Annotated in this window: 21 protein-coding genes; 4 read left to right on the top strand and 17 right to left on the bottom strand. The window is 63.6% G+C overall.

Annotation, left to right across the window (positions count from 1 at the left end):
- Positions 1–7 precede the first annotated feature (7 nt).
- The gene (mqo, locus tag QYS36_RS11795; protein WP_308839657.1) at positions 8–1510 is read left to right on the top strand and encodes a malate dehydrogenase (quinone); all 1503 of its coding nucleotides are present in this window, start codon (positions 8–10) and stop codon (positions 1508–1510) included.
- A 118-nt stretch (positions 1511–1628) separates the two neighbouring features.
- Here the strand turns inward: mqo and rpoS are convergent, their stop codons facing one another.
- The 7 genes from rpoS to ispF form a co-directional block, all read right to left on the bottom strand.
- Positions 1629–2636, bottom strand: a complete 1008-nt coding sequence (gene rpoS / locus QYS36_RS11790) for an RNA polymerase sigma factor RpoS (RefSeq protein ID WP_308839656.1) — start codon at positions 2634–2636, stop codon at positions 1629–1631.
- 109 nt (positions 2637–2745) lie between these two features.
- Entirely contained in the window at positions 2746–3561 is an 816-nt protein-coding gene (locus QYS36_RS11785; RefSeq protein ID WP_308839772.1) for a peptidoglycan DD-metalloendopeptidase family protein, read from the bottom strand.
- A gap of 91 nt (positions 3562–3652) precedes the next feature.
- Positions 3653–4582, bottom strand: a complete 930-nt coding sequence (locus QYS36_RS11780; RefSeq protein ID WP_308839655.1) for a DUF368 domain-containing protein — start codon at positions 4580–4582, stop codon at positions 3653–3655.
- A gap of 22 nt (positions 4583–4604) precedes the next feature.
- On the bottom strand, positions 4605–5240 hold the full coding sequence (locus tag QYS36_RS11775) for a protein-L-isoaspartate(D-aspartate) O-methyltransferase (RefSeq protein ID WP_167364665.1): 636 nt from the start codon (positions 5238–5240) through the stop codon (positions 4605–4607).
- A 29-nt stretch (positions 5241–5269) separates the two neighbouring features.
- Entirely contained in the window at positions 5270–6022 is a 753-nt protein-coding gene (surE, locus tag QYS36_RS11770; protein ID WP_308839654.1) for a 5'/3'-nucleotidase SurE, read from the bottom strand.
- Entirely contained in the window at positions 6010–7068 is a 1059-nt protein-coding gene (gene truD / locus QYS36_RS11765; protein WP_308839653.1) for a tRNA pseudouridine(13) synthase TruD, read from the bottom strand. Before truD ends, surE begins: the two co-directional genes overlap by 13 nt.
- The gene (gene ispF / locus QYS36_RS11760; RefSeq protein WP_308839652.1) at positions 7065–7538 is read right to left on the bottom strand and encodes a 2-C-methyl-D-erythritol 2,4-cyclodiphosphate synthase; all 474 of its coding nucleotides are present in this window, start codon (positions 7536–7538) and stop codon (positions 7065–7067) included. The genes truD and ispF overlap by 4 nt, the downstream gene beginning before the upstream one ends.
- Positions 7539–7800: 262 nt before the next feature.
- On the opposite strand from ispF, the gene QYS36_RS11755 reads away from it, so the two are divergent.
- Positions 7801–8358, top strand: a complete 558-nt coding sequence (locus tag QYS36_RS11755) for a Dps family protein (protein ID WP_308839651.1) — start codon at positions 7801–7803, stop codon at positions 8356–8358.
- A 167-nt stretch (positions 8359–8525) separates the two neighbouring features.
- Here the strand turns inward: QYS36_RS11755 and fghA are convergent, their stop codons facing one another.
- Entirely contained in the window at positions 8526–9371 is an 846-nt protein-coding gene (gene fghA, locus QYS36_RS11750) for an S-formylglutathione hydrolase (RefSeq protein WP_308839650.1), read from the bottom strand.
- 56 nt (positions 9372–9427) lie between these two features.
- The gene (locus tag QYS36_RS11745; RefSeq protein WP_308839649.1) at positions 9428–10540 is read right to left on the bottom strand and encodes an S-(hydroxymethyl)glutathione dehydrogenase/class III alcohol dehydrogenase; all 1113 of its coding nucleotides are present in this window, start codon (positions 10538–10540) and stop codon (positions 9428–9430) included.
- Positions 10541–10663: 123 nt separating this feature from the next.
- Between QYS36_RS11745 and QYS36_RS11740 the strand changes: the two genes are divergently transcribed.
- Positions 10664–11551 (top strand): LysR substrate-binding domain-containing protein, encoded by an 888-nt coding sequence (locus tag QYS36_RS11740; protein WP_308839648.1) that lies wholly within the window; start codon positions 10664–10666, stop codon positions 11549–11551.
- 140 nt (positions 11552–11691) lie between these two features.
- Positions 11692–12015 (top strand): HPF/RaiA family ribosome-associated protein, encoded by a 324-nt coding sequence (locus QYS36_RS11735; protein ID WP_308839647.1) that lies wholly within the window; start codon positions 11692–11694, stop codon positions 12013–12015.
- A gap of 9 nt (positions 12016–12024) precedes the next feature.
- Here the strand turns inward: QYS36_RS11735 and ispD are convergent, their stop codons facing one another.
- From ispD to dnaE, 8 genes are all read right to left on the bottom strand, one after another.
- Positions 12025–12735 carry a 2-C-methyl-D-erythritol 4-phosphate cytidylyltransferase gene (ispD, locus tag QYS36_RS11730; RefSeq protein WP_308839646.1) on the bottom strand — a complete coding sequence of 237 codons (711 nt, stop codon included), beginning with the start codon at positions 12733–12735 and terminating at the stop codon, positions 12025–12027.
- Positions 12732–13010 carry a cell division protein FtsB gene (ftsB, locus tag QYS36_RS11725; RefSeq protein WP_308839771.1) on the bottom strand — a complete coding sequence of 93 codons (279 nt, stop codon included), beginning with the start codon at positions 13008–13010 and terminating at the stop codon, positions 12732–12734. Before ftsB ends, ispD begins: the two co-directional genes overlap by 4 nt.
- A gap of 155 nt (positions 13011–13165) precedes the next feature.
- Positions 13166–14455 (bottom strand): phosphopyruvate hydratase, encoded by a 1290-nt coding sequence (gene eno, locus QYS36_RS11720; RefSeq protein ID WP_308839645.1) that lies wholly within the window; start codon positions 14453–14455, stop codon positions 13166–13168.
- A 141-nt stretch (positions 14456–14596) separates the two neighbouring features.
- Positions 14597–15442: a 3-deoxy-8-phosphooctulonate synthase gene (gene kdsA / locus QYS36_RS11715; protein ID WP_308839644.1), complete on the bottom strand. Its 846-nt coding sequence runs from the start codon at positions 15440–15442 to the stop codon at positions 14597–14599.
- Between the two features lie 3 nt (positions 15443–15445).
- Positions 15446–17077, bottom strand: coding sequence for a CTP synthase (locus QYS36_RS11710; protein WP_308839643.1), 1632 nt, complete (start codon positions 17075–17077; stop codon positions 15446–15448).
- A 291-nt stretch (positions 17078–17368) separates the two neighbouring features.
- Positions 17369–18679, bottom strand: coding sequence for a tRNA lysidine(34) synthetase TilS (tilS, locus tag QYS36_RS11705; protein WP_308839642.1), 1311 nt, complete (start codon positions 18677–18679; stop codon positions 17369–17371).
- 72 nt (positions 18680–18751) lie between these two features.
- Complete coding sequence (locus QYS36_RS11700) at positions 18752–19702, bottom strand: acetyl-CoA carboxylase carboxyltransferase subunit alpha (protein ID WP_308839641.1); 951 nt, start codon at positions 19700–19702, stop codon at positions 18752–18754.
- Positions 19703–19942: 240 nt separating this feature from the next.
- A complete protein-coding gene (dnaE, locus tag QYS36_RS11695; RefSeq protein WP_308839640.1) occupies positions 19943–23482 on the bottom strand; it encodes a DNA polymerase III subunit alpha in 3540 nt (1179 codons plus the stop codon).
- Positions 23483–23511 lie beyond the last annotated feature (29 nt).

The raw sequence follows: 23511 nt of genomic DNA, 5'->3' as shown, positions 1-23511 counted from the left end.
TGTGGTAATGGCGCAGAACGATTACGAAGCTGTAGATGTAGTGCTGGTCGGTGCCGGCATCATGAGCGCAACGCTGGCCGTGCTGCTCAAGGAGCTCGATCCGGGCATCAAGCTGGAGGTCGTCGAGGCGATGGACTTCGGTGCGGCGGAAAGCTCCAACCCGTGGAACAACGCCGGTACCGGCCACGCCGGCCTGTGCGAGCTCAACTACACCCCCGAGGCCGCCGACGGTTCCATCGACATCAAGAAGGCGGTGAGCATCAACGCCCAGTTCGAGGAGTCCAAGCAGTTCTGGGCCTACCTGGTCAAGAAAGGCACCTTTGGCGCGCCCAGGTCCTTTATCAACCCGGTACCGCACCTGAGCTTCGTTCGCGGCCAGAAAGGCATCGACTATCTCAAGAAGCGCTTCGCGGCGCTGCATGTGCATCACGCCTTCGAAGACATGGTGTACAGCGAAGACCGCGCCACCATGACCGAGTGGATGCCGCTGATGATGCCGGGCCGCGACCCGCACGAGCCGATCGCGGCGACCCGCGTGGCCAATGGCACCGACGTCAACTTCGGTGCATTGACCAAGAGCCTGCTCGACCACCTGGTTCAGCAGAGCGATGCGCGCGTGACCTTCAACCAGCGCGTCACCGACCTCACCCGCAACGAGCATGGCTGGCGCGTCAGCACCAAGGATCAGAAGACCGGCAATCACCGCCAGATCCAGGCCCGCTTCGTGTTTCTCGGTGCCGGTGGCGGCGCCCTGCCCCTGCTGCAGATGTCCGGTATCGCCGAAGGCAAGGGTTTTGGCGGCTTCCCGGTCAGTGGCCAGTGGCTGCGCTGCGACAACCCGGAGGTGGTCAACCAGCATCAGGCCAAGGTGTATAGCCAGGCTGAAGTCGGCTCGCCGCCGATGTCGGTGCCGCACCTGGACACCCGCGTGGTGGATGGCAAGAAGTCGTTGCTGTTCGGGCCGTACGCCGGCTTCACCACCAAATTCCTGAAGAAGGGCTCGTTTCTCGACCTGCCGATGTCGGTGCGCCTGAACAATATCGGCCCGATGCTGGCAGTGGCCCGCGACAACTTCGACCTGACCCGTTACCTGGTCAAGGAAGTCATGCAGTCCCATGAACAGCGCCTGAACACGCTGCGCGGCTTCTATCCAGAGGCCAAGGCCAGCGACTGGCGTCTGGAGGTTGCCGGTCAGCGCGTGCAGATCATCAAGAAGGACGCCAACAAAGGCGGCATCCTGCAGTTCGGCACCGAACTGGTGGCGGCTCAGGACGGCACCATCGCCGCCCTGCTGGGAGCTTCCCCGGGTGCCTCGGTGACCGTTTCGATCATGCTCGACCTGATTCGCCGCTGCTTCCCCGAGCAGGCGGCATCGGCCGAGTGGAGCGCCAAGCTGAACGAGATCTTCCCGGTACCCGCCGCGACGCTGGCAAGCGATGCCGACCAGTACCGCGCCGTTCAGGCGCAGTCGGATGCGCTGCTGCAACTGCGCGACAGCACGCCAGCCTGATCCAGGGCTGATCGAAAACGGCGCCCCTGAGGCGCCGTTTTCATTTCTTCACCCGAATCGCAGGCAATAAAAAAGCCAGTCAGCTAGCTGACTGGCCCAAGGCCTGGCAGGCCGGGTGTTACTGGAACAGCGAGTCGGCGGAAAGGCCGTTCTTCTCGAGTATTTCGCGCAAACGCTTGAGCGCTTCGACCTGAATCTGCCGCACGCGCTCACGGGTGAGGCCGATTTCCTGGCCGACCTCCTCGAGCGTGCAGCTCTCGTGCCCGCGCAAGCCGAAACGCCGCACCACCACCTCGCGCTGCTTCTCGGTCAGGTCCGAAAGCCACTGGTCGATGCTTTGCGAAAGATCGTCGTCCTGCAGCAGTTCACAAGGGTCGGTGGGGCGGTCATCGGTAAGGGTGTCGAGCAGCGTCTTGTCGGAGTCTGGCCCAAGGGACACGTCCACCGAGGATACCCGCTCGTTGAGGCCCAGCATGCGCTTGACCTCGCCCACCGGTTTCTCCAGCAGGTTGGCGATTTCTTCGGGGGACGGCTCGTGGTCGAGCTTCTGGGTCAACTCCCGAGCAGCGCGCAGGTAGACGTTGAGCTCCTTGACGACATGAATGGGCAGACGGATGGTGCGGGTCTGGTTCATGATCGCCCGCTCGATGGTCTGCCGGATCCACCAGGTCGCGTAGGTGGAGAAGCGGAAGCCGCGCTCCGGGTCGAATTTCTCGACGGCGCGAATCAGGCCGAGATTGCCTTCTTCGATCAGGTCCAGCAGCGACAACCCGCGGTTCACGTAGCGCCGGGCGATCTTCACCACCAGCCGCAGGTTGCTTTCGATCATGCGCTTGCGCCCTGCCGGGTCGCCCTTCTGCGCCAGGCGCGCGAAGAACACCTCTTCTTCAGGGGTAAGCAGTGGGGAGAAACCGATTTCGTTGAGGTAAAGCTGAGTGGCGTCGAGCGCCCGGGTGTAGTCGATATACTTGTGCTGCTTGCTGCCAGCAGGCTGCTTGGCCTTGCCACGCGTGGCGACCCTGGCAGTGGCCGCCTTGTCGCCCGCCTCGTCAAGATCGATGTCCGGCTCCATCAGGAGCAGTTCTTCATCGATGTCAAACTCCGGCGCCTTGGTAGTGAGTGCCATTTTATTGTTCCGTCCCTTGCTGAGTTCGACCAGCAAGCCCTGATGTGCCCGTATCCTTGGCAACATCAAAGCCCGTCCATCCCACGTGAGCGGGCGAACGAGCGACAGATCAACGACGTGGCAGGTATTGCATTGGATCTACAGGCTTACCCTGGCGGCGAATTTCGAAGTGAAGCTTCACCCGGTCAGTTCCCGTGGAACCCATTTCGGCAATCTGTTGCCCGACCTTGACCTGCTGCCCCTCACGTACCAATAGCCTGCGGTTGTGGCCGTAGGCACTCACGTAGGTATCGCTGTGCTTGATGATCACCAATTCGCCGTAGCCCCGTAAACCACTCCCGGCGTAGACAACGGATCCTCCAGACGCAGCAAGGACAGGCTGTCCCAATTCACCTGCTATATCAATGCCTTTATTCAAACTACCGTTTGAGGAAAAACGGCCGATAATCGCACCACTTGCCGGCCACGCCCAACCGCTCGCGGAACGCTGAACGGGCTCCACAGGAGTGGTGGCAGGCGCTACCACCACCGGGGCCGACGGCCGCGTGGTGGTTTGTGCCGGGGGCGCCTGCACCGGCGTGGAGGGTCGGCTTGGCGTGGTCACTACAGGGGTCGAAACGTTCGGCGCCGAGGCCGTAACCGGCCTGCTGCTGCCCGAACCGAACCGAATCACCTGGCCGACGCGAATCAGGTACGGCGGCGCAATGGCGTTATGGGCAGCCAGCGCTTTCCAGTCCCAGCCGTAGCGAAAGGCGATCGAGTAAAGTGTATCCCCACGTTGCACCCGGTACTGGCCAGATGTCACCGGCTGGCGCTGTGCCGCCGCGCTGTTGCGATCGACGACCTGCACACCACCGGAATGCGAGCTGGCGCAGCCGGCCAGCAACGCACCCACGGCCGTCAACAGCAGCAGGTTGCGCAACATGCCCGAGGAACGATGTCCGTGCTTGGCTGTGGAACTCACCCCAATCTCCCTTGCAGACGGCCCCGAGCGACCGGTAACGAACGCCGAAACGTCACACCTCTTCAACCTGGCGGCGGCGCGCCAGCCATTCAACACCCAATACCAGCACGATGGCGCACAGGCTCAGCACGATAGCCAGCAGCAGCTGCGCATCCTCGCCGCTGACATCGGCAAACTGCCACGGCAATAGATTGACCTGCTCGAGTGGAAACGATTCACCATGACGGTTGGTTTGCCACGTCAGGGTCTGCTTCCAGGGCCAGACCTTGACCAGCGAACCGAGCATCAGCCCCGCCAGAAAGGCCATGGTCAGGTCACGCGCGTGGGCGAGCAGCCAGCTCAATGCCTTCGAAAAGATCAGCAGGCCAAGCACGCAGCCGGCGCAGAATACCGCCAGCACCGGCACATCGAGATTCTTGATCGCCCCCAGTACCACCGGGTAAAGCCCCAGCAGCACCAGGATGAAGCTGCCCGAGATGCCCGGAAGGATCATCGCACTGATGGCGATGGCGCCCGCCAGAAACAGCGTCAGTGGGTCAGCGGAGAGCTGCATGGGTGCGGCCAGGGTAATCCACAGCGCGAATGCCAGGCCAACGGCGAAACTGATCATCCGGTTGGCGCGCCAGACGGCCACCTCGCGCCCCACCAGGTAGACGGAAACCAGTACCAAGCCGAAGAAGAATGCCCACAGCGGTATGGGGTGCTCGTGCATCAGGTAGCTGATGAGCCGCGCCAAGGTGAAGATGCTGCTGAGGATGCCCAGCATCACCACCAGCAGAAAGGTGGCGTTGCAGGCTTGCCAGGCTGCCACCAGGCGACCACGCAAGAGCAGCATCAGCGCCTGGGGGATGGCCGCGATCGAGCCGAGAAGCTTGTCGTATATACCGGTGATCAGGGCAACGGTGCCGCCGGAAAACCCAGGCACCACATCTACCGCGCCCATCGCCATTCCTTTGGTATACAGCAACAAGGTTTTCTTCATGCATCCTTCCGTTCGGTTTGAATCAGGCCAAGGGGCCGTTAAGCAGGGGCACGAACCGTACCGCGTCGAGTACGTGCCGGGAGAAACCCTGTTCCTCGCGAATAATCAATAACAGTTGCTGAACGTCACCTGAACCAACGGGAATCACCAGGCGACCACCTGGAGCCAGCTGATCCAGCAGGGCCTGGGGCACTTCCGAGGCCGCGGCGGTAACGATGATGCCGTTGTAGGGCGCCAGTGCCGGCCAGCCTTCCCAGCCATCGCCCCAGCGAAAGACCACGTTGCGCAGGCTGAGTTTGACCAATCGTTCCTTCGCCCGTTCCTGCAAGCCCTGAATGCGCTCGACGGTGAACACCCGCTCGACCAGTTGCGCCAGGATCGCCGTCTGGTAGCCAGAGCCGGTGCCGATCTCCAGCACCTTGTCGAGCGGGCCGGCGGCGAGCAGCAGCTCGCTCATCCGCGCCACCATGTAGGGCTGCGAGATGGTCTGGTTGTGGCCGATCGGCAGCGCCGTGTCTTCGTAGGCGCGATGGGCCAGGGCTTCGTCTACGAACAGATGACGCGGCGTGCGCCTGATCACCTCGAGCACGCCGGCGTTGGACAGCCCTTCATCGTAGAGTCGCTGGATCAGGCGCTCGCGGGTGCGCTGCGAGGTCATGCCAATCCCGTGGCGGTCATGCTCCCTATTCATGTCATCAACCCCTCCAGCCAGGGTCTGAGGCGGTTGAGCCCATCCTGATAGGTGCGGTCGAGCTGCAGCGGGGTAACCGATACATAGCCCTGCATCACGGCGTGGAAGTCGGTGCCCTCGGCGCCATCCTCGACGTCGCCAGCCGCGGCGATCCAGTAGCCAGGCTTGCCCCGCGGGTTGACGTCCCTTACCGGTGCGGCGGCGCGGGCACGATGGCCCAAGCGGGTCAGTTGCACGCCGCGAATATGCTCGAGCGGCAGATTCGGCACATTGACGTTAAGCACCGTGCGCGGCGGCAGGTCGAGCTGCGCGTGGCCGGCGACCAGCCTGCGGGCGAAATGGGCCGCCGTGGCCAGGTTCTCGGCCGAGCGGGAGACCAGCGAAAAGGCGAACGCCGGGCGGGCCAGGAAGCGGCCTTCCAGGGCGGCGCCGACGGTACCTGAATACAGCACGTCGTCGCCCAGGTTGGCGCCCATGTTGATGCCCGACACGACCAGGTCCGGCACCTCGGGCAGCAGGCCATTGATGCCCAGGTGCACGCAGTCGGTGGGCGTGCCGTTGAGGCTGATGTAGCCATTGCCCAGCACACAGGGGTGCAGCGGGCGATCCAGGGTCAGCGCGCTGCTGGCGCCGCTACGGTCGCCATCGGGGGCAATCACCGTGCAGTCGGCATAATCAGCCAGCGCAGCGTGCAACGCGGCGAGGCCCGGTGCGGCCACGCCGTCATCGTTAGAAATCAGAATACGCATGGGTTGTCCGTCTGCCCTGCCGGCAAAAGCTCGACGATTTCGCGCACCAGAGCGGTGGCGAAACATCCAGCCGGCAAGACGAATTCCAGTTGCAGAATGTCAGGCTCGGGATAATGCCACGTCAAACCGCTAATGGGGAGGCGCAGGATGCGCCGTTCGTGCGCCATGTCCGCTTGTGCGAGCCAGCCCGTCAGTTGCGGCTCGGCAGTGGCGATGCGTTGCTCGAGCTCGCCGCTGCCGCCCTGGGCAGGCGAAGCGCCCTCGCCCCACAGCGGCCCGGTGGGATGCAGGTCCAGTTCGGCCAGGCGGGGATCCACACATTCGGCCTCGCCGGCCAGGAAAAAACTCCGGCTGTCGGTGAATGCCAGCAGGTCGCCAGGCAGCGCCTGGTTCCAGGTGCCGGCTGCCACCCGCTCGGCCAGTACCCGGTTGAACACGAAACTGCGCGCCGCCGAGAGTACCCGCGAACGCACGTTGCGCTTGTCCGGCAACTCGCCGCGCTCGGCAAAATGCCGTGCATGGGCCACGTTGCCGCCCTCGAAACCGAAGCGCTGGGCACCGTAGTAATTGGGAATGCCCTGCGCGCCGATGGCATGCAGGCGCTGATCCAGCGCGGCCTGATCGGCCTTGAGCCCAGTCAGGCGCAGGGTGAAACCATTGGCGGCGTGGGCGCCGCGCTGCAGCTTGCGGCTGTGACGCACCTGCTTGAGGATCGCCAGGCTGTCGTCCTGGGCGGCGCTCAAATCGGGATCATGCTTGCCCGGCAGATGCAGGCTGAACCACTGCCGCGTCAGCGCCTGCTTGTCCTTCAAGCCGGCGTAACTGACCAGCCGGATGGGCACACCCGCGGCACGCGCCAGGCGCCGCGCGGCATCCTCGGTGTTCAGGCCGCGCTTTTCGACCCACAGCCAGAGGTGTTCACCGGCCCCGGACAGTTCGATGTCCAGTACCTCGTCGACCTGAAAGTCTTCGGCGGTGGCCTTGAGCACGGCCTGCCCGCAGGGTTCGCCATGGGCACACGGGCCAAGTAGCTCCAGTTCGGTCATGCGCTGACCAGCAAGGCGACGGCGTGTACGGCGATGCCTTCCTCGCGGCCCACGAAACCGAGCTTCTCGGTGGTGGTGGCCTTGACGTTGACCTGATCGAGCCCGACCTGCAGGTCTTCGGCGATCAGCGCGCGCATGGCCTCGATATGCGGCGCCATCTTCGGCGCCTGGGCCTCGATGGTGGCGTCGACGTTGCCGACCTTCCAGCCCTTGGCGTGCACCAGACCCAGCACATGGCGCAGCAGCACACGACTGTCGGCGCCCTTGAAGTTGGGGTCGGTATCGGGGAAATGCTTGCCGATGTCGCCGAGCGCCACGGCGCCAAGCAGTGCATCGCTCAGCGCGTGCAGCACCACGTCGCCATCGGAATGGGCAACCAGGCCGAACCGGTGGGGGATGCGCACCCCGCCCAGGGTGATGAAATCCCCGTCGCCGAACCGATGCACGTCGTAACCATGGCCAATCCGCATGAGCCGATGCCCCTCGCTCGCAAAAAGGCCGATTCTACCCGAAAGCTCGGCGCGAGGCGGACTTGCCGGAACCGACGCAGGCACGATCCTGGCCCATCGCCCGTTCGGCTGGGATCGGCGCAGACGAAGTGGCGAACTCATCGGCGGCGGTTCGCGATAAACGGCCCTGCGCAGATGGCCACGGAGAAAAACGTGGGAATGTTTTCGGGTTTTCAGGAGTCGACAAGAGGTAGCAGAAATTCCAGCAACCATGGAGAGCATCATGGCCGTAGCAAAAAAACCTGCAGTCGCTAAACCCAAGGCAAAAGCCGCGCCGAAAGCCGCACCGTCGAAACTCAAGGGCGATGGCCTGAGCATCAACACCAGCGTCGATGGCAGTGCCCGCGAAAAAGTCGCCGAAGCGCTGACCAAGGCAGTGGCCGACAGCTACACCCTGTACGTGAAGACCCTGGGTGTGCACTGGAACGTGCAGGGCGCCAACTTCTATGGCCTGCACAAGCTGACCGACGAGCAGTACAACGAACTGCACCAGGCCGCCGACGAGATCGCCGAACGGATCCGTGCCCTGGGCAAGCTGGTACCCACCGGTGGGGAAACCTTCCGCGCGCTGACGGTGATCGACAACGAGGCACCCCACGGCACCACGCCGCAGATGATCAAGCAGTTGGTGCTCGACAACGAGACCGTTGCCCGCCGCATGAGCGAGTTCGCGGAGCTGGCCGAAGAGGCTGGCGACCTGTTCACCCACGACATGCTGGTAGCGCGTATCGGCGTGCATGAGCAGAACGCCTGGATGCTGCGTTCCAGCCTGGGCGAATAATCGTCCGGCAAAACAAAAAGGGCGTTGCAGACCTGGTCTGCAGCGCCCTTTTAGTTCGTTGAATTTTCTATCGCTTCGCGGGCATGGCCCGCTCCCACGAGAGATCACGTTGTGGGAGCGGGCGGGGACGCCCAGTCCCTGCCCGCGAATGCTTTGAACCAGAGGCCTCAGCCAGCCAGCGCATCAGCATGATGACGCAGGTGATCCTCGATGAAGCTGGCGATGAAGTAATAGCTGTGGTCGTAACCCGGTTGCAGACGCAGGGTCAGCGGATGATTCGCCGCCTTGGCTGCCGCTTCCAGCGCATGGGGTTTTAATTGCCCGTCGAGAAAATCGTCGCGGTCGCCCTGGTCAACCAGAATCGGCAGCTTCTCGCCGGCCTCGGCGATCAGCACGCTGGCATCCCACTCGCGCCAGCGCGAACGGTCTTCACCCAGGTAGTTGCTGAAAGCCTTCTCGCCCCATGGGCAATTCAGCGGATTGCTGATTGGCGAGAACGCCGACACCGACTGATAACGCCCCGGATTCTTCAGCGCGCAGATCAGCGCACCGTGGCCGCCCATGGAGTGGCCGGCGATACCGCGTTTGTCCGAAACCGGGAAGTTGGCCTCGATCAGCGCCGGCAATTCCTGCACCACGTAGTCGTACATGCGGTAGTGGCGCGCCCAGGGTTCCTGGGTGGCGTTGACGTAGAAGCCAGCACCCAGACCGAAATCGTAGGCGCCATTGGCATCGTCCGGCACGCCCTCGCCACGCGGGCTGGTATCGGGGGCGACGATGATCAGGCCAAGCTCGGCGGCCATGCGCTGGGCGCCGGCCTTCTGCATGAAGTTCTCGTCCGTGCAGGTCAGGCCGCTGAGCCAGTACAGCACCGGCAGCCTGGCGCCCGTTTCGGCCTGCGGCGGCAGGTAGACGGCGAACACCATGTCGCAGTTGAGCGATGTGGAGCGATGCTTGTAGCGCTTGTGCCAGCCGCCGAAGCTCTTGTTGCTGGAGACGATTTCCAAGGTCATGACGAATCCTCACGGGCGGGCCAGCCGTCAGGCGACGGCGTTACCCGCCCCACTGATCAATAGTGGATGACGGTGCGGATGCTCTTGCCATCGTGCATCAGATCGAACGCTTCGTTGATCTGCTCCAGGCCCATGGTGTGGGTGATGAAGGTGTCCAGGGGGATCTCGCCACGCTGCGATTTTTCGACGTAGCTCGGCAGCTCGCTGCGGCCCTTGACGCCACCGAACGCCGAACCGCGCCAGACGCGACCGGTCACCAGTTGGAACGGACGGGTGCTGATCTCCTGACCAGCGCCGGCGACACCGATGATCACGCTCTCGCCCCAGCCCTTGTGGGCGCATTCCAGGGCCGCGCGCATCAGTTGCACGTTACCGACGCACTCGAAGCTGTAGTCCACGCCGCCGTCGGTCATCTCGACGATGACCTCCTGGATCGGCTTGTCGTGATCCTTCGGGTTGACGAAGTCGGTGGCGCCCAGCTCACGGGCCACGTCGAACTTGGCCGGATTGATGTCGATGGCGATGATCCGCGAGGCCTTGGCCATCTTGGCGCCGATGATCGCCGCCAGGCCGATGCCACCCAGGCCGAAGATCGCCACGGTAGCGCCCTCTTCCACCTTGGCAGTGTTGAGCACGGCACCGATGCCGGTGGTCACGCCACACCCGAGCAGGCAGACCTTTTCCAGGGGGGCCTCCTTGGGAATGACCGCCAGGGAGACTTCCGGCAGCACGGTGTACTCGGAGAAGGTCGAGCAGCCCATGTAGTGATAGATCGGCTCGCCGTTGTAGCTGAAGCGCGTGGTGCCGTCGGGCATCAGGCCCTTGCCCTGGGTGGCACGCACCGAGCTGCACAGGTTGGTCTTGCCGGACAGGCAGAACTTGCACGTGCCGCATTCGGCGGTGTACAGCGGAATCACGTGATCACCGACGGCCACGGAGGTCACGCCTTCGCCGATGGCCTCGACGATGCCCCCACCCTCATGGCCCAAAATGGACGGGAACACACCTTCGGAATCGGCACCGGACAGGGTGTAGGCATCGGTATGGCAGACGCCGGTGGCAACGATGCGCACCAGCACCTCGCCAGCCTTTGGCGGCTCGACGTCCACCTCGACGATTTTCAGCGGCTCGTTGGGGGCAAAGGCTACGGCGGCGCGCGACTTGATCATGCTGGGCTCTCCAGGTGAATTGCGATGGCAAGCAGTGTAGTAGAGCCATCAACCGAAATAATCAGGCAGAATGCAAAACATTATTGCTCTACAGGGATAATTAGCCGTCATGCGCGAGGCACCATGAATCGTTGGGAAGGGCTGGATGAATTCGTGGCCGTTGCAGAATGTGGCCAGTTCAGCGCCGCCGCCGAGCGCCTGGGCCTGTCATCGTCACAGGTCAGCCGGCAGATCGCGCGCCTCGAGGAACGCCTGCACACTCGCCTGTTCTACCGCACCACGCGCAAGGTGGCGCTGACCGAGGCCGGCCAGACATTCCTGCAGCACTGCCAGCGCCTGCAGGACGCCCGCGAGGAGGCGCTGAACGCCATTGGCGACCTGGGCAGCGAGCCCAAGGGCTTGCTGCGCATGACCTGCGCAGTGGCCTATGGCGAGCGCTTCATCGTGCCGCTGGTCACCGCGTTCATGGCGCGCCACCCGCGACTGTCGGTGGACATCGAGCTGAGCAATCGCACCCTCGACCTGGTGCAGGACGGCTTCGACATCGCCATTCGCCTCGGCCGCCTGCCGGACTCACGCATGCTGGCGACCCGCCTGGCACCTCGGCGCATGTACCTGTGCGCGTCGGCTGACTACCTGCAGCACTATGGCCGCCCGCACAGCCTGTCGGAACTGGCCCGGCACAACTGCCTGATCGGCAGCAGCGACGTCTGGACCTTCCAGCTCGAAGGCCGCGAAGCCTCGCAACGGGTCAATGGCAACTGGCGCTGCAACAGCGGCCAGGCCGTACTGGACGCCGCCCTGGCCGGGCTCGGTCTGTGCCAGTTGCCGGACTACTACGTGCTCGAGCACCTGCGCAGCGGCGCCCTGGTGTCGCTGCTCGACAATCATCAGCCGCCCAATACCGCGGTGTGGGCGCTGTACCCGCAGCAGCGACACCTGTCGCCAAAGGTCCGGCAACTGATCGACGCATTACGTTACGGTCTCGCGCAACGCCCTGAATACGCCTGAATACGCCTGAGGGCGGCGATCGGCCGGCCTGGCGCTCATAGAATGTCACAACCACCCGCGAACCCACCCGCCCATGCCTCGTCGTAACCCATGAGGCCCCGTTCGGGTCGTTGTGAATCCACCAGCATGAGAACAGGGTTATGCAGGTCATGGTCAACAGCGGAAAGCACGTCGACACCTCCATGGCATTCAAGACTGACATTCGCGGTCGAGTGCGCGACAAACTGCAGCGCTACGAAGAGCACCTCACCCGGGTGGAAATCCACCTCTCCGACGAGAACGCCCTGAAGAGCGGCCCCCAGGACAAGCGCTGCAAGGTCGAGGCACGCATGAAGGGCCGCGACCCCATGTCGGTGTCCTACGACGCCAGCGAACTGCAGCAGGCCATCGATGGCGCGATGGACAAGCTGACGTCGGTGCTGGAACGAAACATCGGCAAGAACGCCAAGAAGTGGATTCACTGAGCCGGTGACTCAGTGGCGGCCTCGCCAGAGGCGCTCCAGATAATGCAAGTCTTCCGGGCGGGTGACCTTGAGGTTGTCCGCCCGGCCTTCGATCAGGCGCGGCGACCGCCCGGCCCATTCCATGGCCGAGGCCTCGTCGGTCACTGCGACGTCCGATACCAGCGCTTCCGCCAGGGCTTGATGCAAGGCGCCGAGGCGAAACATCTGCGGTGTATAGGCTTGCCAGATAACCGAGCGGTCGATGGTTTCACGCACACGGCCATCGCGGCCCACGCGCTTGAGGGTATCGCGAGCTGGCACCGCCAGCAGCCCGCCTATTTCATCATCGGCCAATTCGGCCAGCAGAAGATCAAGGTCGGACGGCGCCAGGTTGGGCCGTGCGGCATCATGCACCAGTACCCAATCCTGCTCGCCGGCACCCAGCTCTGCCAGGCGCAGCAAGGCGTTGAGCACCGAGTCGGCACGTTCGGCACCGCCGGCGGCGGTATGGATTCGCCCATCGCGGGCACAGGCGAGGGAGGGCCAGAAGGGATCGTCTTCGGCCAGGCTGACCACCACGCCACGCAGGCAGGGGTGATCGAGAAAACAGTTGAGGGTGTGTTCGAGAATGCTCTTGCCGGCCAGCTGCAGGTATTGCTTGGGCTTGTCGGCGCGCATGCGGCTGCCGATACCGGCGGCGGGAATCACCGCCCAGAACGACGGCAGATCAGGTGTGTTCATTCAGCCAACTGATAGAGGGTTTCGCCGTCCTTGACCATGCCCAGCTCATGGCGGGCACGTTCCTCGACGGTTTCCATGCCCTTCTTCAGCTCCATCACCTCGGCATCGAGGATGCGGTTGCGTTCCAGCAGCCGCTCGTTCTCACCCTGCTGCTCGGCAATCTGCTGCTGCAGCTCGGCCACCTGGGCCAGGCTGCCCTCGCCCACCCACAGGCGATACTGCAGGCCTGCAAGTACGAGGATCAGAGCGAGAAATAGCCAGTAAGGACTACGCATGACAGGTGAGGCACTCGGGTAGGAAAGGGTCGCGGCGGCGGACATCCGTGGATTCTCCCTGCGTCATCGGTATCCGGCAAGGCCACCAGTGCGCCTGGCGGTGCTCCAGGAAGGCCGCGCGGCAGGATTGTTTAACCCTGCCGCACGCACCTGACTCAGCCGCGGAACTCGGCGCGACCGCGGTACGGCGCCTTGGCGCCCAGCTGCTCTTCGATACGCAGCAGCTGGTTGTACTTGGACACGCGGTCGGAACGGCACAGCGAACCGGTCTTGATCTGACCAGCGGCAGTACCCACGGCCAGGTCGGCGATGGTGCTGTCTTCGGTTTCGCCCGAACGGTGCGAGATCACCGCGGTGAAGCCGGCCGCCTTGGCCATCTGGATGGCTTCCAGGGTTTCGGTCAGCGAGCCGATCTGGTTGAACTTGATCAGGATCGAGTTACCGATGCCCTTGTCGATGCCTTCCTTGAGGATCTTGGTGTTGGTCACGAACAGGTCGTCGCCAACCAGCTGCACCTTGGCGCCGATCTTGTCGGTGAGGATCTTCCAGCCCGCCCAGTCGGATTCGTCCAGGCCGTCTTCGATGGAGATGATCGGGAAACGCTCGGTCAGGCCTTTCAGGTACTCGGCGAAACCTTCGGCGTCGAACGACTTGCCTTCACCGGAGAGGTTGTACTTGCCGTCTTCATAGAACTCGGAAGCCGCGCAGTCCAGGGCCAGGGTCACATCGCTGCCCAGCTTGTAGCCGGCATTGGCCACGGCTTCGGCAATCGCGGACAGAGCGTCTTCGTTGGAGGCCAGGTTCGGCGCGAAACCGCCTTCGTCACCCACGGCGGTGTTGAGGCCACGGGCCTTGAGCACGGCCTTGAGGTGGTGGAAGATTTCGGTGCCCATGCGCAGGCCGTCAGAGAAGGTCTTGGCGCCAACCGGCTGAACCATGAACTCCTGGATATCGACGTTGTTGTCGGCATGCTCGCCGCCGTTGATGATGTTCATCATCGGCACCGGCATGGAGTACTGACCCGGGGTACCGTTGAGGTTGGCGATGTGCGCGTACAGCGGCAGATCCTGATCCTGGGCAGCGGCCTTGGCGGCAGCCAGGGACACGGCGAGGATGGCGTTGGCGCCCAGCTTGGCCTTGTTCTCGGTACCGTCGAGCTCGATCATGGTCTTGTCGAGGGCCTTCTGGTCAACCGGGTCCTTGCCCAGCAGCGCGTCGCGGATCGGGCCATTGATGTTGGCCACGGCTTTCAGCACGCCCTTGCCCAGGTAACGGCTCTTGTCGCCATCACGCAGTTCCAGCGCTTCGCGCGAACCGGTGGAGGCACCCGACGGCGCACAGGCGCTGCCAACGATGCCGTTGTCGAGGATTACGTCCGCTTCCACGGTGGGGTTGCCACGGGAGTCGAGAACCTCACGACCCTTGATGTCGACGATCTTTGCCATTCTTGTAAGCTCTCCAGAAGTTGTCGAAAACGCACTGCAGCATTCGGCGACCGCTACCGGCCACGCTCGAGGGTGGCCAGGCGGACAGACAAACCCGGCCAACGGGCCGGGCGGTGAAACAGACGAGACCGGGAAACGCCCTCAGGCGGTTTCGATCGGATCCTGACTCTTGATCAGATCATCCAGCTGCTTGAGCTGGGCGAGGAACGGCTCCAGCTTGTCCAGGCGCAGTGCACAGGGGCCGTCGCACTTGGCGTTTTCCGGATCCGGATGGGCCTCGAGGAACAAGCCTGCCAGGCCCTGGCTCATGCCGGCCTTGGCCAGCTCGGTGACCTGGGCACGACGCCCGCCCGCGGAATCCGAACGGCCACCCGGCATCTGCAGGGCATGGGTGACATCGAAGAACACCGGGTATTCGAAGGCCTTCATGATGCCGAAGCCCAGCATGTCCACCACCAGGTTGTTGTACCCGAAGGAGGAGCCACGCTCGCAGAGGATCAACTGATCGTTCCCGGCTTCGACACACTTGGCGAGAATATGTTTCATCTCCTGGGGAGCCAGAAACTGCGCCTTCTTGATATTGATCACCGCACCGGTCTTGGCCATGGCCACCACCAGATCGGTCTGCCGGGACAGGAAGGCCGGCAGCTGGATGATGTCACAGACATCGGCCACCGCCTGGGCCTGGTGGGGTTCATGCACATCGGTGATCACCGGCACGCCAAAGGTCTTCTTCACTTCCTCGAAGATCTTCATGCCCTCTTCCAGGCCGGGGCCGCGGAAGGAGCTGACCGAGGAGCGATTGGCCTTGTCGAAGCTGGCCTTGAATACGTAAGGGATGCCGAGCTTGTCGGTCACCCGCACATATTCCTCGCAGGCGCGCATGGCCAGCTCGCGGGACTCCAGCACGTTGATGCCGCCGAACAGCACGAAAGGCTTGTCGTTGGCGATGTCGATGTTGCCGACACGAACGGTCTTCTGGGTCATGGGTCAGGCCTTCTTAGCTTGGTGCGCGAGCGCGGCGTTGACGAAACCACTGAACAGCGGGTGGCCGTCACGGGGCGTGGAGGTGAACTCGGGGTGGAACTGGCAGGCCACGAACCACGGGTGATCGGCGCTCTCCACCACCTCGACCAATGCGCCATCGCCGGAGCGACCGGTGACCTTGAGGCCAGCTTCGATCAGTTGCGGCAACAGGTTGTTGTTCACTTCATAGCGGTGGCGATGGCGCTCGACGATCACGTCCTTGCCATAGCAGTCGTGAACCTTGGAGTTGGCCTGCAGTTGGCAATCCTGAGCACCGAGGCGCATGGTGCCGCCCAGGTCGGAAGCTTCGGTGCGCAGCTCGGTGGCACCGGTCGCGTCCTGCCATTCGGTGATCAGGCCGACCACCGGGTGCTTGCTGGCGATGTCGAACTCGGTGGAGTTGGCGTCGCTCCAGCCCAGCACGTTACGGGCGAATTCGATGACCGCCACCTGCATGCCCAGGCAGATACCCAGGTAAGGAATCTTGTTCTCACGAGCGTATTGAACGGTCTTGATCTTGCCTTCCACGCCACGCAGGCCGAAGCCGCCCGGCACCAGGATGGCATCGACGCCCTGCAGCAGGTCGGTGCCGTTGTTCTCGATGTCTTCGGAATCGATGTAGCGCAGGTTGACCTTGGTGCGGTTGCTGATACCGGCATGGCTCATCGCTTCGATCAGCGACTTGTAGGCGTCCAGCAGCTCCATGTACTTGCCGACCATGGCGATGTTGACTTCTTTTTCCGGGTTCAGCTTGGCATCGACCACGCGATCCCACTCGGACAGATCGGCACCGCGGCATTCGAGGGCGAAACGCTCGACGACGAAATCATCCAGCCCCTGCGAGTGCAGGATGCCGGGGATCTTGTAGATGGTGTCGGCGTCTTCCAGGGCGATGACCGCGCGCTCTTCGACGTTGGTGAACTGGGCGATCTTGCGGCGCGACGACAGGTCGATCGGGTGATCGGAGCGGCACACCAGCACGTCCGGCTGCAGGCCGATGGAGCGCAGTTCCTTGACCGAGTGCTGGGTCGGCTTGGTCTTGGTTTCGCCGGCGGTAGCGATGTACGGCACCAGGGTCAGGTGCATCAGCATGGCGCGCTTGGCGCCCACTTCGAAACGCAGCTGGCGGATGGCCTCGAGGAACGGCTGCGACTCGATGTCGCCGACCGTGCCGCCGATTTCGACCATGGCGACATCGGCGTCACCGGCACCCTTGATGATGCGGCGCTTGATCTCGTCGGTAATGTGCGGGATGACCTGGATGGTGGCACCCAGGTAGTCACCACGGCGCTCCTTGCGCAGTACGTCTTCGTACACGCGGCCGGTGGTGAAGTTGTTGCTCTTGGTCATGGTGGTGCGGATGAAACGCTCGTAGTGACCCAGATCGAGGTCAGTCTCGGCGCCATCGTGGGTGACGAACACCTCACCATGCTGGAACGGGCTCATGGTGCCCGGATCGACGTTGATGTACGGATCCAGTTTGAGCATCGTGACCTTCAGGCCCCGCGCCTCCAGGATTGCCGCCAAGGATGCCGAGGCGATGCCTTTCCCCAATGAAGAAACAACACCACCCGTGACGAAGATGAAGCGCGTCATGAAAAACCCTAAGAAGTCAGCAGTGACGGTCAAGCCGCCGGGGAGCAGAGAAGGCCTTGGTTCACCTTAGCAAACATGGCGAACCATGCCGGCAAATAGCAAACATCCACCGCTTCTGAAAGAAGCAGCGAATACCTGAATAGAGACGGGAGCGTAGTCTACCGGAAACGTCTTGAGTGGGGAAGAACGGCAAGCCCGCAAGGCAACAAAGCGCTTGCCGGCAGAATTCCGCCAGCCCTGCAAATACCTTGCAAATCCGTAGGTTAGATGCAAGCGTCAGCGCTACGGCAGTCACCCAGGCGGAACTGGTCGCACCAGCGTAGAGAATTGCCAATGCAGCTCACCGATGGCCGGGTCGAGTGGCAGGTTGGCGACCGCCACCACCTGACCGTCGCGGCGCAACAGCGGCAGCCGCGGACGGATGAACTCGGGCACACCGGCTTCCTGCAACAAACGCTTGAGATCACGCCGACCTCGCCCCGGCACATCGAGCACTTCCCCACCCTGCCGATAACCGATGCTCAGTCGCCCATCGGGAACCTGCCCGACCAACCTAACGACGCCATTGCCAGGCAACTCGAGGGGCTGGCGCACCGTTGGCCAGGGCTGCTCATGACTCGACCAGGGCGTGTGCCACCCAGCGCCCAGCCACAGCAACCGATCGCCATGCCGGCGCAGCTCGCCGCTTTCCAGGCGCCACAGCGGCGTGCCATCAGGGGCGGCATCACGCAGATCCGTCCAACCCTGCCAATGGCGACTGTCCGGCATGCGCGTCTGGTCGCCCAGCCAGTGCCTGAGCACATTGCGCTGGCGCGCCTCGGACAACTGGCGCAGCGCCGGCAGATCCAGGCAGGGAATGTTCAACCATGAAACGGCCAAGCGCCGCCGCGAGCGCTGCAGGTCGATTTCGGCGAGCTCCTGCAACAAGGCCTGGGCCTCGGCCTGATGAGCCGCCGCACGGGCCAGCACCGCGGATGCAGCGGGCCAGTGAGCGGCCAGGCGCGGCAGGATGTCCTGGCGCAAAAAATTGCGGGCAAAGCCGGTGTCGCCGTTCGAAGGGTCTTCCACCCAGCGCAGCCCCTGGCTGGCCGCGTAGGCCTCGAGCGTCTTGCGTGGCACATCCAGCAGCGGCCTGACGGCATGCCCCGGCCCCAGGCGACGACTATGCGCCATCGCCGCCAGGCCGCTTACCCCGGCGCCACGCAGCAAGCGATAAAGCAAGGTTTCCGCCTGGTCATCCTGGTGCTGGGCCAGCAGCAGCACCTCACCCGGCACCATCAGCCCGGCAAACGCCGCGTAACGTGCCTCGCGGGCGGCGCGCTCCAGGCTGGCACCCGGGGCGACCTGCACGTACTGCACATCCAGGGCAACGCCCAGCTCGTCACACAGCTGCCGACAGTGCGCAGGCCAGCCTTCGGCAGCGGCCTGCAAGCCATGATGGACGTGAACGGCGCGGATTGGCGGCAGCTCATGGTGCTGGGCCGCCCTGGCAAGCAGGTGCAACAGCACACAAGAATCGAGCCCGCCGGAATAGGCTACCCGCCAGAGCGGTGCATCACGCCACGCCGCAAGGCGTGCCAGCACGGCGGATTCGAGAGACATGGGGTCAGTGAAGCGCCCCCGCAAGCATGACGGCCATCGGGGCGATTGGCCTGCTTGCGGGGTGAAGCGGCATCAGGCGATGCCGTAGCTCATCAGGCGCTCGTAGCGACGGGCGAGCAGCGCGTCGGTATCGAGCTTGCTCAGCTCCTCGAGCTGCGCGACCAGGGTCTGACGGATCGATTCGGCAGCAGCGCCCGGGTCGCGGTGTGCACCACCCAGCGGCTCGGCGATCACCTTGTCGACGATGCCCAGGCCTTTCAGGCGCTCGGCGGTGATACCCATGGCCTCGGCAGCTTCCGGCGCCTTCTCGGCGGTCTTCCACAGAATCGAGGCGCAACCTTCCGGCGAGATCACCGCATAGGTCGAGTACTCGAGCATGTTGAGGTTGTCGCACACGCCAATGGCCAGTGCGCCGCCGGAACCACCCTCACCGATCACGGTGGAGATGATCGGCGTCTTCAGGCGCGCCATGACCCGCAGGTTCCAGGCGATCGCCTCGCTCTGCCCACGCTCTTCGGCGTCGATACCCGGGTAGGCACCGGGGGTGTCGATGAAGGTCAGGATCGGCATCTTGAAGCGCTCGGCCATTTCCATCAGACGGCAGGCCTTGCGGTAGCCTTCCGGGCGCGGCATGCCGAAGTTGCGGCGCACCTTTTCACGCACTTCACGGCCTTTCTGATGGCCGATGACCATCGCCGGCTGGCCGTTGAGGCGCGCGACACCGCCAACGATGGCCGCGTCGTCGGAGAAGTGGCGGTCGCCATGCAGTTCGTCGAATTCGGTGAAGATGTGCTGCAGGTAGTCCAGGGTGTATGGACGCTGAGGGTGACGCGCGAGGCGAGCGATCTGCCAGCTGGTCAGATTGCTGAAGATGCTCTCGGTGAGCGTGCTGCTCTTGTCCTGCAGGCGGGCGATTTCGTCGCCGATGTTCAGGGAGTTGTCGTTACCAACCAGACGAAGCTCTTCGATCTTGGCTTGCAGGTCGGCAATCGGCTGTTCGAAATCGAGATAATTCGGGTTCATAGGCATCCGTCATGCGTCGACGGCCAAAAGGGCCGGGGAGCGTGTATCCAATTGGCGCCTACCTTATAGGAACAGGCGCCTTCAGGTCGACACCTGCAATGCACTTCCGGCGAAAATGCCGGCAAATGCGCCAGGCATTCGCACGGCAGCAAATCATAGGATCTGCTCGCACCAGGGGCAAACATGCAGTGTCAGGGCCGAAAAGAGCGGCCTGAGCCACTGCTTTTCAGCGCCGCTATTTCAGCGGTATTGCAGGAAGACGTTTTCTCGCCCGAACTGGTCACGTAACGCTTGAATCAAGCTGTCGGCCGGGTCGATACGCCACTGCTCGCCAAACTGCAGCAAGGCCTTGGCATCGGCGCCGGTGTAGTCCAGGGTGATCGGGCAGGCACCACGGTGGCGCTGGCACAACTCGCCCAGCCAGCGCAGCCGGTCGCCCTTGAGCGCCGCGGCCTGCACCTTGACCCGCAGGCTTTCGGCCAGGCCGGTGCGCGCCTCCTCCAGGCTCATCACCCGCTTGGCACGCAGGCGCATGCCGCCGGAGAAATCGTCGTTGCTGACCTCGCCTTCCACCACCACCAGGGCATCGCTCTGCAGCAACGCCTGGTTGTTGGCGAAGGCTTCGGCGAACAGCGAGGCTTCGATACGCCCGGAACGGTCGTCCAGGGTGATGAAGCCCATCTTGTCGCCCTTCTTGTTCTTCATCACCCGCAGGTTGACGATCAGACCGGCGATGGTCTGGGTGTCGCGGGCCGGCTTGAGGTCGACGATGCGCTGACGGGCGAAACGCCGCACCTCGCTTTCGTACTCGTCGATCGGGTGGCCGGTCAGGTACAGGCCCAGGGTGTCCTTCTCGCCCTTGAGGCGCTCCTTGAGCGACAGCTCCTTGGCCCGGTGATGATTGGCATAAACGTCCGCTTCGGGGCTGGCGAACACGCCACCGAACAGGTCCATATGGCCGCTGTCGTGGCTGCGTGCGGTCTGCTCGGCAGCCTGCACCGCCTCCTCCATCGCGGCCAGCAGCACCGCACGGTTGCGGTCGATATTGGCCTGGTAGGCCTTGAGCTCGTCGTGAAAATGCGGGCCCAGGCGATCCAGCGCGCCGCTGCGGATCAACGCCTCCATGGTGCGCTTGTTGATGCGCTTGAGGTCGACCCGCGAGCAGAAGTCGAACAGATCCTTGAACGGGCCGTCCTGGCGCGCCTCGACGATGGCCTCCACCGGGCCCTCGCCCACGCCCTTTACCGCACCGAGGCCGTACAGGATTCGCTGGGTCTGCTTGGCATCGTGGCTGACCGTGAACTTGAACTCCGAGGCGTTCACGTCCGGCGGGTCGATGCGCAGCTTCATGTTGCGGCATTCCTCGATGAGGATCACCACCTTGTCAGTGTTGTGCATATCCGCCGACAGCACCGCCGCCATGAAGGGCGCCGGGTAATGGGCCTTCAGCCAGGCGGTCTGGTAGGACACCAGGCCGTAGGCGGCGGAGTGGGATTTGTTGAAGCCGTAGCCGGCGAACTTTTCCACCAGGTCGAAGATGTTGCCCGCCAGTTCGGCATCGATGCCATTGCTGGCACAGCCCTCGATGAAGCCACCGCGCTGCTTGGCCATCTCCTCGGGCTTCTTCTTGCCCATGGCGCGGCGCAGCATGTCCGCCTGGCCGAGGGTATAACCGCCCATGACCTGGGCGATCTGCATGACCTGTTCCTGGTAGAGGATGATCCCGTAGGTCGGCTTGAGCACCGGTTCCAGGCCGGCGTACTGGTAATCCGGGTGCGGGTAGGACAGCTCGGCACGGCCGTGCTTGCGGTTGATGAAGTCGTCCACCATGCCGGACTGCAGCGGGCCGGGACGGAACAGCGCCACCAGGGCGATCATGTCTTCCAGGCAGTCGGGCTTGAGCTTCTTGATCAGCTCCTTCATGCCGCGCGATTCAAGCTGGAACACCGCAGTGGTCTCGGCCTTCTGCAGCATCTGGTAGGTCGGCTTGTCATCGAGCGGGATGAAGTCGATGTTGACCAGGTTCTCTTCCGGCTCGCCGGCAGCACGCTGGTCGCGATGGATGGTTTCCAGCGCCCACTTGATGATGGTCAGGGTGCGCAGGCCGAGGAAGTCGAACTTGACCAGGCCGGCCTGCTCGACGTCGTCCTTGTCGAACTGGGTCACCAGGCCGGCGCCCTCCTCGTCACAGGCGATCGGCGCGAAGTCGGTCAGCTTGGTCGGGGCGATCACCACGCCCCCGGCGTGCTTGCCGGTGCCGCGCACGATGCCTTCGAGCTTGAGCGACATCTCCCAGATCTCGGCGGCCTCTTCATCGACCTTGAGGAAGTCGCGCAGCGGCTCCTCCATCTCGTAGGCCTTCTCCAGGGTCATGCCGACCTCGAAGGGGATCATCTTCGACAGACGATCCGCCAGGCCGTAGGACTTGCCCTGCACCCGCGCCACGTCACGCACCACCGCCTTGGCCGCCATGGAACCGAAGGTGATGATCTGGCTCACCGCATTACGGCCGTACTTCTCGGCCACGTAATCGATGACCCGGTCGCGGCCGTCCATGCAGAAGTCGACGTCGAAGTCGGGCATCGATACCCGCTCGGGATTGAGGAAGCGCTCGAACAGCAGGTCGTAGGCCAGCGGGTCGAGGTCGGTGATCTTCTGTACGTAGGCCACCAGCGAGCCGGCACCTGAACCACGACCGGGACCGACCGGCACGCCATTGCTCTTGGCCCACTGGATGAAGTCCATAACGATCAGGAAGTAACCGGGGAAGCCCATCTGGATGATGATATCCAGCTCGAAATTCAGCCGGTCGATGTACACCTGCTTCTTGGCATCGTAATCCGGGGTGTCCTTGGGCAGCAGGACTTGCAGGCGCTCCTCGAGGCCATCGAACGACACCTTGCGAAAGTACTCGTCGATGGTCATGCCTTCGGGCACCGGGAAATCCGGCAGGAAGTACTTGCCCAGCTGCACGTCGATGTTGCAACGCTTGGCGATCTCGACGCTGTTCTGCAGGGCATCGGGCAGGTCGCTGAACAGCTCGGCCATCTCTTCCGGCGACTTGAGGTATTGCTGGTCGGAATAGATCCGCGGCCGCCGCGGGTCGTCGAGAATCCGCCCCTCACCGATGCACACGCGCGTTTCGTGGGCCTCGAAATCGCTCTGCTTGAGGAAACGCACGTCGTTGGTGGCCACCAGGGGGGCGCCGACTCTGTCGGCCAGCGCCACGGCAGCATGCACGTGCTCTTCGTCATTGACCCGGCTGGTGCGCTGCACTTCCAGGTAGAAACGCTGCGGGAACACGGCCTGCCATTCCTGCAGCAGGGCTTCGGCCTTGGCCGGCTCGCCATCGAGCAGCGCATGACCGATTTCACCTTCCTTGGCGCCGGACAGGGCGATCAGGCCTTCGCTGGCCTCCTTCACCCAGTCGCGCTGGATTATCACCAGGTCGTTGCTCTGCCCTTCGCTCCAACCGCGGGAGATCAGCTCGGTGAGGTTGCGATAGCCCTTGGGGTTCATCGCCAGCAGGGTCATGCGGGTCAGCGGGCCGTCTTCGTAGGCGCTGGCCAGCCAGATGTCGGCACCGCAGATCGGCTTGATGCCGGCGCCCATGGCGGCTTTGTAGAACTTCACCAGCGAGCACATGTTGCTCATGTCGGTGACCGCCACGGCCGGCATGCCAGCCCCGGCCACCGCCTTGACCAGCGGCTTGACGCGGACCAGGCCATCGACCAGGGAGTATTCGGTGTGCAGGCGAAGATGAACGAAGGAAACAGCCATGAAGAAGCCCTGCAGGAAAAGCGACAAAA

The organism is Pseudomonas sp. G34, from assembly GCF_031119625.1.
GTDB lineage: Bacteria > Pseudomonadota > Gammaproteobacteria > Pseudomonadales > Pseudomonadaceae > Aquipseudomonas.
This window is presented reverse-complemented; position numbering and strand designations above follow the sequence as displayed.

Coding starts and splice junctions, on each gene's coding strand:
- truD (WP_308839653.1), bottom strand. CDS start 7,068: ATGACCGAACTGGAGCTACTTGGCCCGTGTGCCCATGGCGAACCCTGC.
- tilS (WP_308839642.1), bottom strand. CDS start 18,679: ATGTCTCTCGAATCCGCCGTGCTGGCACGCCTTGCGGCGTGGCGTGAT.
- eno (WP_308839645.1), bottom strand. CDS start 14,455: ATGGCAAAGATCGTCGACATCAAGGGTCGTGAGGTTCTCGACTCCCGT.
- fghA (WP_308839650.1), bottom strand. CDS start 9,371: ATGACCTTGGAAATCGTCTCCAGCAACAAGAGCTTCGGCGGCTGGCAC.
- rpoS (WP_308839656.1), bottom strand. CDS start 2,636: ATGGCACTCACTACCAAGGCGCCGGAGTTTGACATCGATGAAGAACTG.
- QYS36_RS11700 (WP_308839641.1), bottom strand. CDS start 19,702: ATGAACCCGAATTATCTCGATTTCGAACAGCCGATTGCCGACCTGCAA.
- QYS36_RS11785 (WP_308839772.1), bottom strand. CDS start 3,561: ATGTTGCGCAACCTGCTGCTGTTGACGGCCGTGGGTGCGTTGCTGGCC.
- kdsA (WP_308839644.1), bottom strand. CDS start 15,442: ATGACCCAGAAGACCGTTCGTGTCGGCAACATCGACATCGCCAACGAC.
- ispD (WP_308839646.1), bottom strand. CDS start 12,735: ATGAACACACCTGATCTGCCGTCGTTCTGGGCGGTGATTCCCGCCGCC.
- QYS36_RS11740 (WP_308839648.1), top strand. CDS start 10,664: ATGAATCGTTGGGAAGGGCTGGATGAATTCGTGGCCGTTGCAGAATGT.
- QYS36_RS11755 (WP_308839651.1), top strand. CDS start 7,801: ATGGCCGTAGCAAAAAAACCTGCAGTCGCTAAACCCAAGGCAAAAGCC.
- QYS36_RS11735 (WP_308839647.1), top strand. CDS start 11,692: ATGCAGGTCATGGTCAACAGCGGAAAGCACGTCGACACCTCCATGGCA.
- ftsB (WP_308839771.1), bottom strand. CDS start 13,010: ATGCGTAGTCCTTACTGGCTATTTCTCGCTCTGATCCTCGTACTTGCA.
- surE (WP_308839654.1), bottom strand. CDS start 6,022: ATGCGTATTCTGATTTCTAACGATGACGGCGTGGCCGCACCGGGCCTC.
- mqo (WP_308839657.1), top strand. CDS start 8: ATGGCGCAGAACGATTACGAAGCTGTAGATGTAGTGCTGGTCGGTGCC.
- QYS36_RS11775 (WP_167364665.1), bottom strand. CDS start 5,240: ATGACCTCGCAGCGCACCCGCGAGCGCCTGATCCAGCGACTCTACGAT.
- ispF (WP_308839652.1), bottom strand. CDS start 7,538: ATGCGGATTGGCCATGGTTACGACGTGCATCGGTTCGGCGACGGGGAT.
- QYS36_RS11745 (WP_308839649.1), bottom strand. CDS start 10,540: ATGATCAAGTCGCGCGCCGCCGTAGCCTTTGCCCCCAACGAGCCGCTG.
- QYS36_RS11780 (WP_308839655.1), bottom strand. CDS start 4,582: ATGAAGAAAACCTTGTTGCTGTATACCAAAGGAATGGCGATGGGCGCG.
- QYS36_RS11710 (WP_308839643.1), bottom strand. CDS start 17,077: ATGACGCGCTTCATCTTCGTCACGGGTGGTGTTGTTTCTTCATTGGGG.
- dnaE (WP_308839640.1), bottom strand. CDS start 23,482: ATGGCTGTTTCCTTCGTTCATCTTCGCCTGCACACCGAATACTCCCTG.